Origin of the sequence: Variovorax sp. RO1 (assembly GCF_002849325.1) — a bacterium.
Lineage (GTDB): Bacteria > Pseudomonadota > Gammaproteobacteria > Burkholderiales > Burkholderiaceae_C > Variovorax.
Window position 1 is genome coordinate 104,131 of the sequence record NZ_PKMT01000003.1, and the last position, 16,919, is coordinate 121,049.

At 68.5% G+C, this 16,919-nt stretch carries 16 protein-coding genes; 6 read left to right on the plus strand and 10 right to left on the minus strand.

Going from position 1 to position 16,919, the window contains the following annotated elements; all coding sequences use genetic code 11:
* Window positions 1-12 precede the first annotated feature (12 nt).
* The 8 genes from soxA to CY658_RS17420 form a co-directional block, all read right to left on the minus strand.
* Window positions 13-816, minus strand: coding sequence for a sulfur oxidation c-type cytochrome SoxA (gene soxA / locus CY658_RS17385; RefSeq protein ID WP_101491416.1), 804 nt, complete (start codon window positions 814-816; stop codon window positions 13-15).
* Between the two features lie 73 nt (window positions 817-889).
* Window positions 890-1,201, minus strand: coding sequence for a thiosulfate oxidation carrier complex protein SoxZ (gene soxZ, locus CY658_RS17390; RefSeq protein ID WP_180838976.1), 312 nt, complete (start codon window positions 1,199-1,201; stop codon window positions 890-892).
* Between the two features lie 47 nt (window positions 1,202-1,248).
* On the minus strand, window positions 1,249-1,707 hold the full coding sequence (gene soxY, locus CY658_RS17395) for a thiosulfate oxidation carrier protein SoxY (protein WP_095950317.1): 459 nt from the start codon (window positions 1,705-1,707) through the stop codon (window positions 1,249-1,251).
* Between the two features lie 19 nt (window positions 1,708-1,726).
* Window positions 1,727-2,782, minus strand: a complete 1,056-nt coding sequence (locus CY658_RS17400; RefSeq protein ID WP_101491417.1) for a c-type cytochrome — start codon at window positions 2,780-2,782, stop codon at window positions 1,727-1,729.
* Window positions 2,766-4,130, minus strand: a complete 1,365-nt coding sequence (soxC, locus tag CY658_RS17405; protein WP_101491418.1) for a sulfite dehydrogenase — start codon at window positions 4,128-4,130, stop codon at window positions 2,766-2,768. Before soxC ends, CY658_RS17400 begins: the two co-directional genes overlap by 17 nt.
* Before the next feature lie 19 nt (window positions 4,131-4,149).
* Window positions 4,150-4,467 carry a c-type cytochrome gene (locus CY658_RS17410; RefSeq protein WP_101491419.1) on the minus strand — a complete coding sequence of 106 codons (318 nt, stop codon included), beginning with the start codon at window positions 4,465-4,467 and terminating at the stop codon, window positions 4,150-4,152.
* 144 nt (window positions 4,468-4,611) lie between these two features.
* Window positions 4,612-5,082, minus strand: a complete 471-nt coding sequence (locus CY658_RS17415; protein ID WP_257884908.1) for a hypothetical protein — start codon at window positions 5,080-5,082, stop codon at window positions 4,612-4,614.
* Window positions 5,079-5,993, minus strand: a complete 915-nt coding sequence (locus CY658_RS17420; protein WP_257884909.1) for an MBL fold metallo-hydrolase — start codon at window positions 5,991-5,993, stop codon at window positions 5,079-5,081. Before CY658_RS17420 ends, CY658_RS17415 begins: the two co-directional genes overlap by 4 nt.
* A gap of 156 nt (window positions 5,994-6,149) precedes the next feature.
* Here CY658_RS17420 and CY658_RS17425 point away from each other — a divergent pair, with 156 nt between their 5' ends.
* Entirely contained in the window at window positions 6,150-6,563 is a 414-nt protein-coding gene (locus CY658_RS17425; protein ID WP_101491421.1) for a DsrE family protein, read from the plus strand.
* Between the two features lie 40 nt (window positions 6,564-6,603).
* Here CY658_RS17425 and CY658_RS17430 read toward each other — a convergent pair whose 3' ends face one another.
* Window positions 6,604-6,930 carry an ArsR/SmtB family transcription factor gene (locus CY658_RS17430; protein WP_099793711.1) on the minus strand — a complete coding sequence of 109 codons (327 nt, stop codon included), beginning with the start codon at window positions 6,928-6,930 and terminating at the stop codon, window positions 6,604-6,606.
* Between the two features lie 288 nt (window positions 6,931-7,218).
* On the opposite strand from CY658_RS17430, the gene CY658_RS17435 reads away from it, so the two are divergent.
* From CY658_RS17435 to CY658_RS17455, 5 genes are read left to right on the plus strand one after another with little or no spacing between them, the layout of a single operon-like run.
* Complete coding sequence (locus CY658_RS17435) at window positions 7,219-8,325, plus strand: efflux RND transporter periplasmic adaptor subunit (RefSeq protein ID WP_101491422.1); 1,107 nt, start codon at window positions 7,219-7,221, stop codon at window positions 8,323-8,325.
* A complete protein-coding gene (locus tag CY658_RS17440; protein WP_101491423.1) occupies window positions 8,322-11,420 on the plus strand; it encodes a MexW/MexI family multidrug efflux RND transporter permease subunit in 3,099 nt (1,032 codons plus the stop codon). Before CY658_RS17435 ends, CY658_RS17440 begins: the two co-directional genes overlap by 4 nt.
* 13 nt (window positions 11,421-11,433) lie before the next feature.
* Window positions 11,434-12,873, plus strand: a complete 1,440-nt coding sequence (locus CY658_RS17445; protein ID WP_180838977.1) for an efflux transporter outer membrane subunit — start codon at window positions 11,434-11,436, stop codon at window positions 12,871-12,873.
* Window positions 12,874-12,908: 35 nt separating this feature from the next.
* Entirely contained in the window at window positions 12,909-13,574 is a 666-nt protein-coding gene (locus tag CY658_RS17450; protein WP_101491899.1) for a helix-turn-helix transcriptional regulator, read from the plus strand.
* Between the two features lie 53 nt (window positions 13,575-13,627).
* Window positions 13,628-14,209: a superoxide dismutase gene (locus CY658_RS17455; protein WP_101491424.1), complete on the plus strand. Its 582-nt coding sequence runs from the start codon at window positions 13,628-13,630 to the stop codon at window positions 14,207-14,209.
* 62 nt (window positions 14,210-14,271) lie between these two features.
* On the opposite strand, the gene CY658_RS17460 is transcribed toward CY658_RS17455, so the two are convergent.
* Window positions 14,272-16,857, minus strand: coding sequence for a hypothetical protein (locus CY658_RS17460; protein ID WP_101491425.1), 2,586 nt, complete (start codon window positions 16,855-16,857; stop codon window positions 14,272-14,274).
* Window positions 16,858-16,919: the final 62 nt, after the last annotated feature.

A 16,919-nucleotide genomic window follows, 5' to 3' on the forward strand; every position in this document is an offset into this window, starting at 1 on the left:
GGCGTGGCTCCTTCAGCGCTTGATGCCTGGCGCGGTGGTCTTGCCGCCCTTGCCGTTGACGCCCATGTACACGGCCAGCGCCACGGTCACGTCGCTGGCGTAGCCCGGGTACGGAAAGCGCTGCTGGCGGAAGCAGTCGTTGAGCCGCCGCTGCATGCCCCACAACTCGCCCGACGACACGCGGTAGGCCGGCCAGGCACCGAAGCCTTCGCCCGCGCCGGGGTTCTTCGTGAGGTTGGGCAGGTCTTGCAAACGGATGCGCTTGCCGTCGGCGCCGTGGCAGGTGGCGCAGGCGAAGTCGTGCGGGCCGGCGCGCAGGAAGAACAGGCGCTTGCCCACTTCATACGCACGGCGTTCGCTCGCGTGCGACTGCGGCAGGTTCAGCGGCAGGCCTTTCGATTCGGCCGAGATCCATGCGACCAGCCCTTCGAGGTTCTTCTGCTCGCCCTGGCCGAACGGCGTCTTCGCGATGGCCGCGGCGTCGAAGCCCTGCAGCGTTTCCATGCAGGTGAGCAGGCGCGACTCCATGTCCTGCACGCGGCCGGTGTCGGGAAAGTAGCGCGGCAGTTCGGCGAACGCGCCCTTCACCACGCCCGGGCCCTTGCCGAGGTCGCACTTCTCCATCGACGCGGCTTTGGGGCCGCGCTTCTGTTTCCAGAGGTCTTCGCCCTTGGCTTCGAACAGTTCGGCGGGGTTGCCGTCCTGCAGCAGCGCGCGGTACTCGGCGATGCCTTCGGCCGTGGTCTTCTGCGCCGCGGCGGGCAGCGCGATGCTGCCGGCCAGCACCAGCAGGCTCAGGCATGTGGTTGTCCTCATGGGGCCGCCTTTTTTTCTCGTGGGGAACACAACACGCGAACGAAATCGATCGCTCGCGTGGTCGAAGAAAGCGTCAGCTGACGGTGGCTTCGTCGGTGCGGGTGTCGCCGCGGTTGTCCTTCCAGGTCACGGCGATCTTGTCGCCGGCCTTCGCGCCCTTCAGCGCGAACTGCATGAAGGGGTTCTTCGACACCGCCGGGCCCCAGTCGGCCGTGAGCACGGTCTTGCCGTTGAGCGAGGCCGTGACTTCCTGGATGAACCAGGCGGGAATCGTCTTGCCGGCGGCGTCCTTGCGCTGGCCGGTTTCCATTTCGTGCGCCATGAGGATGCGCACGGTCGTCTTGTCGCCCGCGGCCTGGGCGCGGATGCGCATGGGATCTGCCATGGTGGTCTCCTTCTTCTCGTCGTGTTCTTGTGTGTGAAGCCCGTCGCTCAGCCGCCGCAGCCGCCGAGCGTGACCTTGACTTCCTTCTTGGCGAAGAGTGCCTTGCCGTCGTTCATGACCGCGATCGCGTACACGTCGGACGACTGGCCCAGCTTGGCGCGCGTGGTGAAGTTCGACTCGACGAACTCCGAGGTGTTGAAGATCGCGACCACGGCGTTCGGGTTCTTCTCGACCAGCAGCATGAGCTGCTTCACGCCGGGCAAGGCGGTGGCCACGCTGAGCGGCACCACGGCGCCGTTCTCGGCGATGTCGGGGCCGGTGATGGTGACGTCCTTGCTCTCGGTGGGCGCACCGGTGACGCCGACGGCCTTGAGCGCGTCGGCCACGCTCTTGGCGTCGAAGGCGTCTTTGGAGTACGCGAACGCGGTGGCGGGAAGCCAGCCGGCGGTGGCCGCCAGGCCTGCGAGGGCGGCGGACTGCGTGAGCATCTGTCTGCGGTTTTTCATGGGGTTGTCTCCTGTCGAATCATGGTCCGGCGCTGTCGGCGAGCCAGCGGGCGATGGCCTTGGCATCATCGTCGCCGAGGGTCTGCGGCGGCATCGGGATCGCCCCCCAGACACCGGTGCTGCCTGCCTTGATCTTCTGCAGCAGGTGGTCGGTCTGGCCGGGGTACTTCTTCGCGATGTCCGAGAAGGCGGGGCCGACGAGTTTTTGCGTCATGCCGTGGCAGGCGGTGCAGCTGTTCTTCTCGAGCAGCGCGACGGGCACTTTCGGTGCCGCGGCCGGTGCGCTGGTCTTCACAGCAGCGGCAGCGGGTGCTGCGGTGGCGATGCCGCGCTGCGCGCCCACCAACCGGTTCTGGTCGGCGAGGTTGCCGTGGCTGCCGCGCGCATGCGGCGGCAGTTGCGCGACCGACGACGCCGCCGGCACGCAGTCGCGCATGCAGGCCACGGCCGACACATCGGGCTTGGCCGCGCGGCCGAGCTCGTTGCCGGGCCACATCGCGTGCGCGGTGGTGCCGCCGTTGCGGTTGGGCATGCGGGCCTGCACCTCACGGATGTTCTTGTCGGACAGCGTGAAGTCGTCGGGCACGATGCCGCCGAGGTTCAGCATGTAGGCGGTGACGGCATACACGTCGTCCGGCGTCAGCGACTTGGGCTGGTTCCACGGCATGGCGCGGTACACGTAGTCCCACACGGTCGACAGGCTCGTGACCTTCATCAGCGTGGTGCGGCCGGGGAACGCCGGGTCTTTCAGGCGCGCGACGTGGCCGCTCTTGATGTCTTCTGCGGTGGTGCCGCCGACGATCGGGCTGAACACCTGGTTCGATTCGCCGAACACGCCGTGGCACGAAGCGCACTTGCCTTCCCACAGGTCCTGGCCGCGCGTGACGGAACCCGAGCCGGGCGGCAGGCCCTTGAAGTCGGGGCGCACGTCGATGTCCCACGCGGCCACTTCCTTGGGCGTGGCGTCGCGGCCGATGCCGGCATAGCCTGCCGTCTTCGGTTGTGCCCATGCCGCAGCGCCGACGCCGCAAGCGAGCGCAAGCACCAGCAGCGCGCGGCTAGGAAAGCTGGACATTCGCCACCTCCCCGTTCGCCTGCACCTGCCACGACTGGATGGCGTTGTTGTGATAGATCGAGCGCGTGCCGCGCACCGCGCGCAGCTGCTTGTAGCTGGGTTGCACGTAGCCGGTGTCGTCCATCGCGCGGCTCTGGATGATGGCCGGCGTGCCGTCCCACACCCAGTCGATGTTGAAGCGCGTGAGGCACTTCGACAGCACGGGCGATTCGAGCCGCGCGGTGCGCCAGTTGCGCCCGCCGTCCACGCTCACGTCCACGCGCTTCACCTGGCCGCGGCCCGACCACGCGAGGCCGGTGATGTTGTAGAAGCCCTTGTCGAGCAGCATCTGCCCGCCCGAGGGCGTGGTCACGACGCTCTTGCATTCCTGGATGCTGGTGTACTGGCGGTGCTGGCCGTCGGGCATGAGGTCGACGTAGTGCACCGTTTCGTCCTTGGCGCCGTAGGGCTGGTCGCCGAGTTCGATGCGGCGCAGGTACTTGACCCAGCTCACGCCCTGCACGCCCGGCACCACGAGCCGCAGCGGGTAGCCCTGCTCGGGCCGCAGCATCTCGCCGTTCTGGCCGTAGGCCACGAGCACCTCGCCCGAGCGAATGAGGCTCATGGGAATGGTGCGCGTCATCGACGAACCGTCGGCGCCTTCGGCGAGCACGAAGCGCTCGCCCTTGAGGTCGGCGCCCGCCATCTCGAGCAGCGTGATCAGCGGCACGCCGGTGAACTCGCTGCACGACAGCATGCCATGCGTGTACTGGGCCGTCGGCACTGCGACGTTGCCCCACTCCATGCCGGTGTTGGCGCCGCACTCGATGAAGTGAAAGCGCGACACCGACGGCAGCCGCATCAGCTCGTCGAGCGTGAAGACCTTCGGCGTCTTCACCATGCCGTTGACCATCAGCCGGTGCTTGGACGGATCGATGTCCCACCAGCCCTGGTGGTGCCGCTCGAAGTGCAGGCCACTGGGCGTGACGATGCCGAACAGCGACTGCAGCGGCGCGAACGACACCGAGGCCTGCGCGGTCGGCGTGAGCCCCGGGCTCTGGCGGCGCTGCACGTTGGCTTCGTATTTGGAAGGCTTGCCGTAGCCGTCGGTGACCACCGGCTGGCCGAGGCCCGTGCTGTGCGCGGGCAGATTCAATATGGCGGGGTCGCCGTCGACCACCGCGGTGCGCGTTTGCGCGAGCGCGGACGACGAGGCTGCCGTGCCTGCAACGGCCGCGGCGAAGGCGTTGCGGATGAAGTCGCGCCGCCCCTTGCCGGCTTCGGCGAAGACGGCACGCACGCCCTGCGCGTCGAGAAAGTTCTCGGGTGCCTTGCGCACCTGCCCGGTCTGCTGGATGCTGCCGCTCATGGCGTCGCGTCCGTGCGCCTTACTTCGCGCCGCCCAACACCCAGGCGGCCAGCGCCTTGGCATCGGCCTCGCTCATCGCAGGCTGCGCGGGCATGGGCACGGCGCCCCACTTGCCGGTGCTGCCCTTCTGGATGCTCGCGGTGAGCACGGCGAGCGCATCGGCCTGGCCGGTGTACTTCTTCGCAACGTCGAGGTAGGCGGGGCCGACCAGCTTCTTGTCGACCGCGTGGCAGGCGAGGCAGGCGTTCTTCTGGGCCAGCTCCTTGTTCGCAAGGGCCGGTGTCGACAGCAGCAGGGCGGTGACAGCAACGGCGAGCGACGGCAACAGCAACTTCAAATCGGTCTCCTTGAAACGCGCCCCGAAGCGGCTGGTTTCATCGTTAAATAAGTAAATCGTTATGTATTGATTTTAGGGACGATCGTGCCCAAGGGAAGGGCTTTGCTCTTGGGGGAAACCCGTTCGGTTTCTCCATGCATAACGTCAACTGCGGACGGCGGTGCGCGCTTGCTGCAGGCGTGCTTCAAGGTAAGCGCCGTAGAAGTCCGAGTCGCCGCCGGTCAACCGTTCGGCGACCTCGCGGCCGTTGCGGCCGAAGAAGAGCACGGTCGGTGCGACGGTGACTTTCCACGCCTTGATGAGCGCGTCGTGCGTGCGTGTGGAGCCGTCGAAGTCGCGCACGATGCGCGAATCACGAAAGTCGATCTGCACCACGGGCAGGCCGGCCGCAAGTTCGGGCACGAGGTAGTGCTCGCGCGCGATCTTGCAGAAGGGGCAGCCCTGCAGGCTGGCCATGACGACCAGCGGTTGCGAGCGGGCCAGCGCTGCGGCGAGTGCGTCGGCCAGCGAGGCGGGCGCGGGCAACTGCACCCCCGCCGCATGCACAACCGTCGGTGCCACGCACCACGCGGCAAGACCCGCGACGAGCTGCCGGCGCGTGCGGTCGCCGCTCATCGCGCCTCCTGCTCCAGCAGCAGGTAGGTGTTGTAGGCGTTCATGCGGTTGGCCACCTTGAACAGCGGCCAGGCCTCGAAGCGCGACCAGTCGGTGGCGGCGTAGGCCTCGTCGAACGGTGTCATCTCGGTGGCGGCCTTCTGCATCGCGCCGCGCAGGAAGACGAGGTAGTCGCGCGTCTGCCGCAGGTCTTGCGCCGGGTCGTCCGACGCGGGGCCGTGGCCCGGCACGATGGTGCGCGCATCAAGTGCGAGCAGCGCATCGAGCGACGTGATCCAGTGCCGGCTGTCGGCCGAGCCCACGTAGGGCGTGCGGTTGCGGAACACGATGTCGCCGGTGAACAGCACCTTCTGCTGCGGCAAAAAGATGGCAAGGTCTTCGGGCGTGTGCGCGGGGCCGGCGGGCTGGATCACGAAGCGCGTGCCGCCAATCGTCAGCTCGGTGCGCCCGTCGATCCACACGTCGGCCGGCACCAGCCGCGTGCGCTCGTCGATCCACGGCGCGAGCTCCTGGCGCGAGGCCTCGAGCCGCAGCCGTGCGGTGTCGGACGTGAGGTAGGTCTTGCCCCGCGTGTGCGCCACGATCTGCGCGCCCAGCGCCTTGAACACCTGCAGGCCGTAGATGTGATCGGCGTGGTAGTGCGTGAGGATGACGTGGCTGATCGGCTTGGGCGTGAGCTTGCGGATCTCGGCCACCATGCGCTCGGCGACAGCGGGCGAGCCGAGCGCGTCGATCATCACGACGCTGTCGCGCGTGACGACGAAGCCGGCGTTGGAGATGAAGTTCTGGTTGTCCTTCGAGCCCAGCGCGGGGATGCCCTGCACGTAGTAGATGTCGGGCGCCACCGGCAGCGGGCGGATCTCGGGGGCGGCGAACGCAGCACTGGCGCTCAACCAGAGCGCAGCACACATCAAAAGTGCCTTCGCGCGAACGGCGGTGGGCCGGCACGGGAACATCGTGGGTCGTCTCCTGCGGGCTGGGCGGCGAGGGCCGCGGGCTTGCCCGGCTGTAAATATAAGCAGAAGATGATATTTTGCGGGCAACGACAACAGCCAGAGGGTTTCCCCATGAGACACGCATTCATCGCCTTCCTGCTCACCATGGTCGCCACGTTCGCGGGCGCACAGGAGACCAAGGTGGTCTACCACGTGAACACCGGCGTGGAGAACAGCGCAGCCATCCTCGCGAACATCACGAACCACCTGAACGCCGAGCCGAAGGCGAAGATCGTCGTGGTCACGCATGGCCCCGGCATCGACTTCCTGCTGACCGATGCGAAGGACAGCAAGGGCCGCGAGTTCAGCGGACCGGTGAGTGCCTTGGCGGGGCGCGGCGTGGAGTTCAAGGTGTGCAACAACACGCTGACCACGCGCAACATCGACGCGGGCAAGCTGCTGATGGAAACCAAGGTGGTGCCCTCGGGCGTGGCCGAGGTGGCGCGGCTGCAGGCGAAGGAAGGCTACGTCTACCTGAAGCCCTGAGGGGCACCGCCGCAGAAGGCCTGGCGGCCTTCTTCTCTTCTTATTCCTGCTCGATGGCGATCTGCACGCAGATGCTGCGGCACAGCGCCACCACGGTTTCGTTCGCGATGCTGTAGTAGATGCTCACGCCGTCGCGGCGTCGTGCGAGCACGCCTGCCTGGTAGAGCGTGTTCAGGTGCTGCGACATGTTGGGCTGCGTGGTGTCGATCTGCGCGAGCAGCTCGCTCACGTTCTTCTCGCCGTTGCACAGCAGGCTCACGATCTTCAGCCGCATGGGCGCGGCCATGGCCCGGAACAGGTCGGCGGCAATGTCGAAGACCTCGTCCTCGGTGACAGCCGAGGACTTCTTTCGGGGTTTGGTGGCCATGCTGAATAGGTTCATGCGCAGGTCGCAATGTACATCGGCGCCTGGCGCGGCGAGCGATGTCCCGGCGGCCGCACGGCGATTGCGCCGCAGCGCCGCGTCACAAAAGCGACGGTCTGCGCGTCTTCGGGGTGCGGGGGATGTCCCCGCGCCACCACCCGGAGCCCCCCGCATGCACGCACTGCAAAAGATAGCCCTGCCCTATCGAGGCCATTGCCACGTCGTTCTCGACTTCGTTCGGACGCGATCTAATAATCAAAGCACTTTCTTTGATAAAAGAGCAGGTTGCGTATGAACAAACAATCCAGGACCTGGCTCGGCGCCGGTCTCACGGTCGCGGTGCTGGGCGCGGCGGGCTACGGGCTCGTGGCGAAATTCCAGCCGGCCCATGCACAGGGCGGCGCCATGCCGCCGGCCAAGGTGGCGGTGGCCCCCGCGCGGCAGACCGAAATGGCGCGCTTTCTCAGCGGCATCGGCACGCTGGAGGCCAACCGGCAGGTCGAGGTGCCGGCCGAGGTGGAGGGACGGGTCGCGAAGATCCTGTTCACGCCGGGCGCGCAGGTGCGTGCCGGCCAGCTGCTGGTGCAGCTGAACGACGCGCCCGAGCAGGGCGACCTCGAACGGCTGCGCGCCCAGCAGGCCAATGCCAGGGCCTTGCTCGAACGCACGCGCCGCCTGCTGCCGCAGCAGGCCGCCACGCAGGAGCAGATGGAGCAGGCGCAGGCCGCCTTCGATCAGGCCAGCGGCGAGCTGCGGCGTGTGCAGGCGCTCATCGAACAGAAGCACATCAAGGCGCCGTTCGACGGCGTGCTGGGCATCCGCAAGGTCAACCTCGGCCAGTTCGTGCGCGCCGGCGATGCGCTGGTGTCGCTCACCGACAGCCGCACGCTGTTCGCCAACCTCACGCTGCCCGAGACCGCGCTGCCGGCGCTCAAACGCAACCAGGCGGTGACGCTCGCGGTCGATGCCTACCCGGGCCGCGTGTTCCCCGCGAAGCTCAGCGCCATCGAACCGATGATCGGCAGCGACACGCGCACCGTGCGGCTGCAGGCCACGGTCGACAACGCCGACGGCGCGCTCACGCCCGGCATGTACGTCAACGGCAAGGTCGCGCTGCCCACGCGCGCCGACGCCATCGCCGTGCCTGAAACCGCCATCACCTACAGCACGCACGGCGACTCGGTGTTCGTGGTGCGCGCCGGCGACAAAGGCGACGGCTACGCGGTGCAGCAGGTGTTCGTGAAGACCGGCGAGCGGCAAGACGGGCTGGTGGTGGTCGAGCAGGGCCTGAAGGCTGGCGAGCAGGTCGTCACCTCGGGCCAGCTGCGCCTGTACAACGGCGCGGCCGTGGCCCCGGCCGCGAAGGACACGCTGGCCCTCACGGAGCCGAAGTCATGAAGTTCACCGACCTCTTCGTGCGCCGGCCCGTGCTGGCGCTGGTGGTGAGCACGCTCATTCTTCTGCTCGGCGCCCGCGCGCTGGGCGACCTGCCGGTGCGCCAGTACCCGCTCACCGAGAGCACCACGCTCACCATCACCACGCAGTACCCCGGCGCCTCGCCGGAGCTGATGCAGGGCTTCGTCACGCAGCCCATTGCGCAGGCGGTGGCGACCATCGAGAACGTCGACTACCTCTCGTCGTCCTCCACGCTGGGCCGCAGCGTGATCAGCGTGCGCATGAAGCTCAACGCCGACGCCAACCAGGCGCTCACGCAAGCGATGGCGCAGGTCAGCCAGGTGAAGTACCGGCTGCCGGCCGAGGCCTTCGACCCGGTGATCCTGAAGTCGGCAGGCGAGGCCACGGCGGTGGCGTACGTGGGCTTCTCGAGCAAGACCATGCCCGTGCCGCAGCTCACCGACTACCTCTCGCGCGTGGTGCAGCCGCAGTTCGCGTCGATCGAGGGCGTCTCGGGTGTCGAGGTGTCGGGCGGGCAGACGCTGGCGATGCGCGTGTGGCTCGACGCCAACCGCATGGCCGCGCGCGGCATCTCGGCCGGCGAGCTGGCCGACGCGCTGCGCCAGAACAACGTGCAGGCCGCACCCGGGCAGGTGAAGGGCCTGTACGTGGTGTCGAACATCCGCGTGAACACCGACCTGGTGAACGTGGCCGAGTTCCGCGACATGGTCATCAAGCGCGACGGTGAAGCCATCGTGCGGCTGGGCGACGTGGCCACGGTGGAGCTGGGCGCGGCCAGCGCCGACAGCAGCGCGACCATGGACGGCGACAAGGCCATCTACCTCGGCCTGCAGGCCGCACCCAACGGCAACCCGCTGGTGATCGTGAAGCGCATCCGCGACCTGCTGCCCGGCATCAAGCAGAACCTGCCGCCGGGCGTGGAGGTGCAACTGCCCTTCGAGCTCGCGCGCTTCATCGAGGCCTCGATCGACGAGGTGCAGAAGACGCTGCTCGAAGCCATCGCCATCGTGGTGCTGGTGATCTTTCTCTGCCTGGGCTCGCTGCGCGCGGTGCTCATTCCGGTGGTGACGATTCCGCTGTCGATGCTGGGCGCGGCGGCGCTGATGCTGCTGTTCGGCTTCAGCATCAACCTGCTCACACTGCTGGCGATGGTGCTGGCCATCGGCCTGGTGGTGGACGACGCCATCGTGGTGGTGGAGAACGTGCACCGCCACATCGAAGAGGGCAAGTCGCGCGTGCAGGCCGCGCTGATCGGCGCACGCGAAGTGGCCGGCCCGGTGATCGCGATGACGCTCACGCTGGCCGCGGTATACGCGCCCATCGGCCTCATGGGCGGGCTCACGGGCTCGCTGTTCAAGGAGTTCGCCTTCACGCTCGCGGGCGCGGTGGTGGTGTCGGGCGTGATCGCGCTCACGCTGTCGCCGGTGATGAGCTCGTTCCTGCTGCCGCAAGATGCCACGACGGGCCGCATGGCGCGCTATGCGGAGTCGTTCTTCCACAAGCTCGCCACCGCGTATGGCCGGCTGCTCGACGTATCGCTGCACCACCGCTGGTTCACGGGCCTGCTGGCCGCGGCCGTGCTCGTGAGCCTGCCCTTTCTGTACAACGCGGCGCAGCGCGAGCTGGCGCCCGGTGAAGACCAGGCGATGGTGATGACCGTCATCAAGTCGCCGCAGCACGCCAACATCGACTACGTCGAGAAGTTCGGCCAGACCTGGGACGCGGTGCTGGCTCAGCTGCCCGAGAACACCGGCCGCTGGCTCATCAACGGCTCGGACGGCGTCTCCAACAGCATCGGCGGCGTGCAGCTGTCCGACTGGAACGCTCGCCAGCGCAACGCCGACCAGATCCAGGCCGACGTGCAAGGCGGCATGAACGAGGTCGAGGGCAGCAGCGTGTTCGCCTTTCAGTTGCCGTCGCTTCCCGGTTCGACCGGTGGGCTTCCGGTGCAGATGGTGATCCGCAGCGCGGGCGATCACGCCACGGTGTTCGAGGCGATGGAAACGTTGAAGAAGGCGGCGCGCGAGAGCGGCAAGTTCGCCGTGGTCGACAGCGACCTGGAGTTCAACAACCCCGTGACCGAAGTGCGCGTGGACCGCGCCAAGGCCAACAGCATGGGCGTGACCATGAAGGCCATCGGCGACACGCTGGCGGTGCTGGTGGGCGAAAACTACGTCAACCGCTTCGGCATGGACGGCCGCTCGTACGACGTGATTCCGCAGTCGCCGCGCGACCAGCGGCTCACGGCCGAGGCGCTGTCGCGCTACTTCGTGAAGAGCGCGAGCGGCCAACCCGTGCCGCTGGCCAACCTGGTGACGCTGTCGACCAGCGTGGGCCCCAACAAGCTCACGCAGTTCAACCAGCTCAACGCCTCGACCTTCCAGGCGATTCCGATGCCGGGCGTGACCATGGGCGACGCCGTGGCGTTCCTGAGCGAAGAGGCGAAGAAGCTGCCGGCCGGCTTCAGCTACGACTGGCAGTCGGACGCGCGGCAGTTCACGCAGGAGGGCTCGGCGTTGGTGATGGCCTTCGTGTTCGCGATCGTGGTGATCTACCTGGTGCTGGCCGCGCAGTACGAGAGCCTGCGCGACCCGCTGATCATTCTGATCAGCGTGCCGATGTCGATCTGCGGTGCGCTGGTGCCGCTGGCGCTGGGCTTTGCCACCATCAACATCTACACGCAGATCGGGCTGGTGACGCTCATCGGACTCATCAGCAAGCACGGCATCCTGATGGTGGAGTTTGCCAACGAGATCCAGGAGCGCCAGAACCTGGACCGCCGCGCCGCCATCGAGCAGGCCGCGCGCATCCGGCTGCGCCCGATTCTGATGACCACGGCCGCGATGGTGGTGGGCCTGGTGCCGCTGCTGTTCGCGAGCGGCGCGGGCGCCAACAGCCGCTTCAGCATCGGCCTGGTGATCGTGGTCGGCATGCTGGTGGGCACGCTGTTCACGCTGTTCGTGCTGCCCACGATGTACACGCTGCTGGCGCGCGACCACCGCACGGTGGGCCGCTCGGCGCGCACCGCCGAACTCGAGGCGCTGGTGGCGCGCGAGCCCGCCGGCGACCCCGCTTGATGACATCGGGAGCATGACCATGACACGAAGACTCTTCTCTTACGCCGCGCCGTTCGCACTCAGCGTGCTGGTGCTGGCCGGTTGCGCCGTCGGGCCGAAGTACGCCGCGCCGAGCGATGCGCCGGTGGCCATCTCCGCGCCCGAGCGCGCGCTGTTCGCGCCCGACGCGGTGCAGCGTGACTGGTGGCGCCAGCTCGACGACCCGCAGCTCGACGCGCTCATCGAACGCGCGCTGGCCGGCAACCACGACATCCGCATCGCGCAGGCCCGGCTGCTCGAAGCCCGTGCGATGCAGACCGAAGCCGAGCTCGACCGCCTGCCCGTGGTGACGCTGGGCGCCAGCAAGACGCGCAGCATCGCGCAAGGCAACGGCGTGCCGGCCGATGCGCGCACGCTGGCGCAAAGCAGCCGCGCGGGCTTCGACGCCGGCTGGGAGATCGACCTGTTCGGCCGCCTGCAACGCCTGGACGAAGCCGCCACCGCGCGCGCCCAGGCCAGCGCGGCCGACCTCGCACAGGTGCGCATCGTGGCCGTGGCCGAACTGGCGCGCAACTACTACGAGATGCGCGGCGCCGAGCAGCGCCTGGCCGTGACGCAGCGCACCCTCGACAGCCTGCGCCAGAGCCTGCGCGTGACCGAGGCGCAGGTGCAGACCGGGCGCGGCCTCGAAGGCGACCTGGCGAGTGCGCAGGCCAATCTGGCCAGCACCGAGAGCCAGCTGCCCGCGCTCGAGACCGCGCGCCGCCAGGCCGCCTACCGCGTCGCCGTGCTGGCGGGCCTGCGGCCGGCCGAGCTGGTGCCCATGCTGCAGCCGCAAGCGCTGCGCGTGCTCGACAAGCGCCTGCCCATCGGCGACCTGGGCGAGCTGCTGCGCCGCCGGCCCGACGTGCTGCGCGCCGAGCGCGGCCTGGCAGCCAGCACCGCCGACGTGGGCGCGGCCACGGCCGAGTTGTATCCGCGCGTCGACATCGGGGGGTTCCTGGGGTTCATCGCCTTGCGCGGGTCGGACCTTGGCAGCTCGTCGAGCCGCGCCTTCAGCGTCACGCCCGGCGTGAGCTGGCCGGCTCTGCGGCTGGGCTCGGTCAAGGCCCGCCTGCGCGGCGCCGAAGCGCGTGCCGAGGGCGAACGCGCCGCCTACGAACTGACGGTGCTGCGCGCCATCGAGGACGTGGAGAACGCCCTCACCGGCTACGGCCAGAACCAGCTGCGCCTGCAGCGGCTGCTGGAGGCCTCGGCCCGCAGCGGCCGTGCCGCCGAGCTGGCCCAGGTGCGCTACCGCGAAGGCGCCGCGCCCTACCTGAGCGTGCTCGACGCGCAGCGCACCCTGCTGCGCGTGCAGGATGCCGTGGCCGAGGCTGAAACGGCTTCTTTCACCAGCCTCGTGGCGCTTTACAAAGCGCTCGGCGGGGGCTGGCAAGCGCCCACGGATGCGAAGGGAGTGCCAACCACCTGACAATGACACTGTTTTTCCCCACGACCGAAGCTGCCATGTCCGCCCCCGATGCCACCAAGCCCACCTGGATGCCGCACCAGCCGGCAGACCGCATCCTCTCCACGCTGAAGACCCGCGGCGCGCTCGGCATTCCCGACATCGCCAAGGTGCTGAACGTGACGGTCGAGGCGGTGCGCCAGCAGATGTCCAAGCTCGAGACCGAAGGGCTGGTGGACGCCGAGAGCCGCTCCAGCGGGCGCGGCCGTCCGACCCAGATCTGGCGGCTCACCGGCGAGGGCCACCGGCGCTTTCCCGACACGCACGCCGAGATGACGGTGCAGATGATCAGCGCCGTGATCAGCGTGTTCGGCGAAAAGGGCATGGACCAGCTCATCGGCGCGCGCGAAGCCACCATGCGCGCCACCTACACCGAGGCCATGCGCGGCGCGCGCAACCTCGAGACGCGGCTCGAACGGCTGGCGGACATCCGCAGCCGCGAGGGCTACATGGCCGAGTACCGGGCCGAAGGCGACGGCTTTCTCTTCATCGAGAACCATTGCCCCATCTGCACCGCGGCGCAGGCCTGCACCGGCTTTTGCCGCAGCGAGCTGCAGCTCTTCGACGAGGTGCTGGGCCCCGAGGCCGACGTGAGCCGTGTCGAGCACGTGCTTGCGGGCGCGCGACGCTGCGCGTACCGCGTCGTGCCCAAGGCACGCGCCTGAAGCGCCGAAGCACCATCTTGTTTTTATCCACCAACTAGAAAGAAAGACCCCCCATGGAACACACCCTTCCCCCGCTGCCGTACGCCATCGACGCACTGGCCCCCGAGTACTCGCAGGAAACGCTCGAGTACCACCACGGCAAGCACCACAACGCCTACGTGGTGAACCTGAACAACCTGCAAAAGGGCACCGAGTTCGAAGCGATGACGCTCGAAGAGATCATCAAGAAGTCCAGCGGCGGCATCTACAACAACGCTGCGCAGATCTGGAACCACACCTTCTTCTGGAACTGCATGAAGCCACAAGGCGGCGGCGCGCCCACCGGTGCACTGGCCAAGGCCATCGACGCCAAGTGGGGCAGCTATGACGCCTTCAAGGAAGCCTTCGTGAAGTCGGCCGTGGGCAACTTCGGTTCGGGCTGGACCTGGCTCGTGAAGAAGGCCGACGGTTCGGTGGACATCGTGAACACCGGCGCCGCCGGCACGCCGCTGACCACCGCCGACACCGCACTGCTGACGGTCGACGTGTGGGAACACGCGTACTACATCGACTACCGCAACATGCGCCCGAAGTTCGTCGAAACCTTCCTGGCCAAGCTGGCCAACTGGGACTTCGCGGCCAAGAACTTCGGCTGAAGCCCGCGTTCTCGCCATGAAGAAAGCCGACCTGCGGGTCGGCTTTTTTGTGGGCGCTGCGTTCAGCGCGGCGCCGTCACCATCCAGTCGATCCAGCGCGCCACGTAGGCCTGATCGAGGTCGAAGTAGTGCGTGTGCGCGCCGCGGCCGAGACACGCCTCGTGCTCGGCTGCGACGCACCAGGCCGGCGGCACGCTCACCGGCGTGTACGACTTGTCGTCAGGACCCCAGAGCCAGCGCCCGACGTAGTCGCCGGCCGTGTACAGGTTGACCCAGCGGTCCACGCCGACCTTGGCTGCACTCGGCCCACCGCCGTTCGCGTCTTCCGCCGTCACCCACGCATAGAGGTGCGGAAAGCGCGCCGCGTACAACTGGCGCAGCGGGCAGCCGGCGGTGAGCAGCAACAGCCGGCTCTTGTTCAGCGCCGCCCACAGTTCGGTCACTCGCGCGTCGACCTTCTGCTCGGCGCGGAACTGCAGGTAGCGCAGCAGCTCCGTCGAGATCACCGTGCCCTGGCTGTGCGCCACGATCACGATGCGGTCGTAGCCCTGCGCCGCCACATGCTCCAGCAGCGACACATAGCGCGAGAAGATGCGCGCGCGCGGAATGGCGCGGCGCGGAAACTCGCGGAAGTGGCCGTCGACGTCGAGCGCCACGTCGAGCGGCATGCGCAGGCCTGGCACGGTGCGCGACAGGAAACCGCCGAGCAGCGAGACGGCGGCGGTCAGCGTGGCGGCCGTGAAGATCAGCGGCTTGAGGCCGGTCTGCGACAGCGCCGACACCCAGATCACCGCGTCGTCGATCCGCCCGCCGACCGAGACACCGCATTGCTTGAGCACCAGCAGCAGCGCGACCGCGCAGGCGACCAGCACGCTGGCGCTCGTGAGGAGGGTGACGAAGAAGTCGAGCCGCCGGTAGCCTGCGCCGAGCCAGTGTCCCAGGCGCTCCGAGGTGCCGAACGCCACCTTGACCTCCGCGAACAGGCTGGGCACCAGCACCGCCACGAGGTAGGCCAGCAGCGACAGCGTGAGGCCCGCCGTCAGGGCGAAGGCCTGTGTGCTCTTCTCGTAGCGGCTGTGCAGGAAGTTCGCGCCATCGGCCCAGTAGATGCCCTTGCCGAACCAGAACGGCGCGTAGTCGACATTCTTTGCGCCAAGCTCCACGATGTTCGTCAGCACGGCCCAGAACACCATCGACAGCGCCACGAACGCCGCCACCGATACGAAGAGCCCGAGCCGCCCCGTGGCGATGCTGGCGCGCGCGGCGGCGTCGCGGTCGGGCACGGTCTGGCCGGCGATGAGCCAGCCGATGAGCAGCACGCCGGCCACGCCCCACCACAGCACGACGCCCAGCAGCAGGTACTCGACCACCCGCATGCCGGCGCGCACCCAGTGGCGCAGGTCGTCCGTGCCGCCTGCCGCTGCGGCGTTGAGCGCCACGTGCAGCAGCAGCGCGGCCACGGTCAGCGCCATCAGGCCCAAGCCCCAGGTGCGCGCCGCCGGAAAGCGGTCGCGTGCGATGCGCAAGGCGCGGTCGGCCAATGCGGCGAGCAGTGCCAGCCAGGTCAGGCCGACCACCCAGTGCGCGGGCAGCTGCGCCCACAGGAGCCACCCCGCCAGCAAGGCATACAGGCCCACGACGATGCGCCCGAAAACCCCGGGACGCGCCTCGTAGCAGTACCACCAGACAGCCAGCACCGGCACGACCACGGCCAGCACCCGGCGCAGCAGCTCGGCAAGGGACAGCGCACTCGGCGCGGGCTCGACCCGCGCCAGTCCCCCGAGCCCCGCGATCACCAACCCGACCAGCAGCAGCTGCAAGAAGAGGTTCGCCAGCAGGTTGGCAAAGGCCCAGTCGAGCGCGGTCTGCAACGACGCCAGGCAGGCCCAGCGCTGCGCCCCCGGCGGCCGGGGCTTCTTGTTCACACCAGCCGCCTCGGCGGCGCGGTCCACCGCGTCGCGGCCGAGCTGCGACAAGCGGAACACGATGGTGAACAGCTCGGCGACGATGCGCGCCACCGAGCCCGGCAGGCGCGACAGGTCGGCCCAGTACATCTCGTGCACGTCGATGCGCTGCTGCACCGGCTGCTCGTTCGCATCGGTGGCGTCGCGCGTCATGCGCACGCGCGTGGCTTCGTAGGCCTCGTGGTCGGGCTCGGCGCGCTGCGACTTGAACAGAAGGTAGTCGCTGAAGGCGATGTCGGGGTTGCTCTTCTTCAGCTCGCGCGGCGTGAGCGGCCCGCGCCCCTTGGCGGCACGCACCACGCCCGCGTCGTCGGACTCGGCGGTCGAGATCCAGTCGTCGGCGCTGAAGTCGGACGTCTTCGACTGCCGCATCGCCTTGCGCACAGGCGGCACGTAGGCTTTCTGCGCGGCGGCGCCTTCCGTGGCGGCCTTCTCGTTCTTGTCTTGATGCCCGGTGCGCTGCTGCACCATCGACGTCAGCGGCGGCACCGGCAGCAGGTGGGTGTCGCAGTCGGCCTGTCGGTAGGTCGCGCCTTGGCCGGGGTTGTTGAGCATCAGCGAGGCGATGGCGCGGGCCGTGTCGCCGGCCTTCTGGTCGGCCACGCCGTGGATGGCGATGACCGCGACGCGCTCGGGGCGCGCGGGGTGCTCAGACGTTGACGGCTCGGGCGACGGTGCGCGCATGGGCTGACTCCTCATGCCACGCGGGTGCATGGCAGGAGGGATTGTCCGCAGCGCGCCGCTTT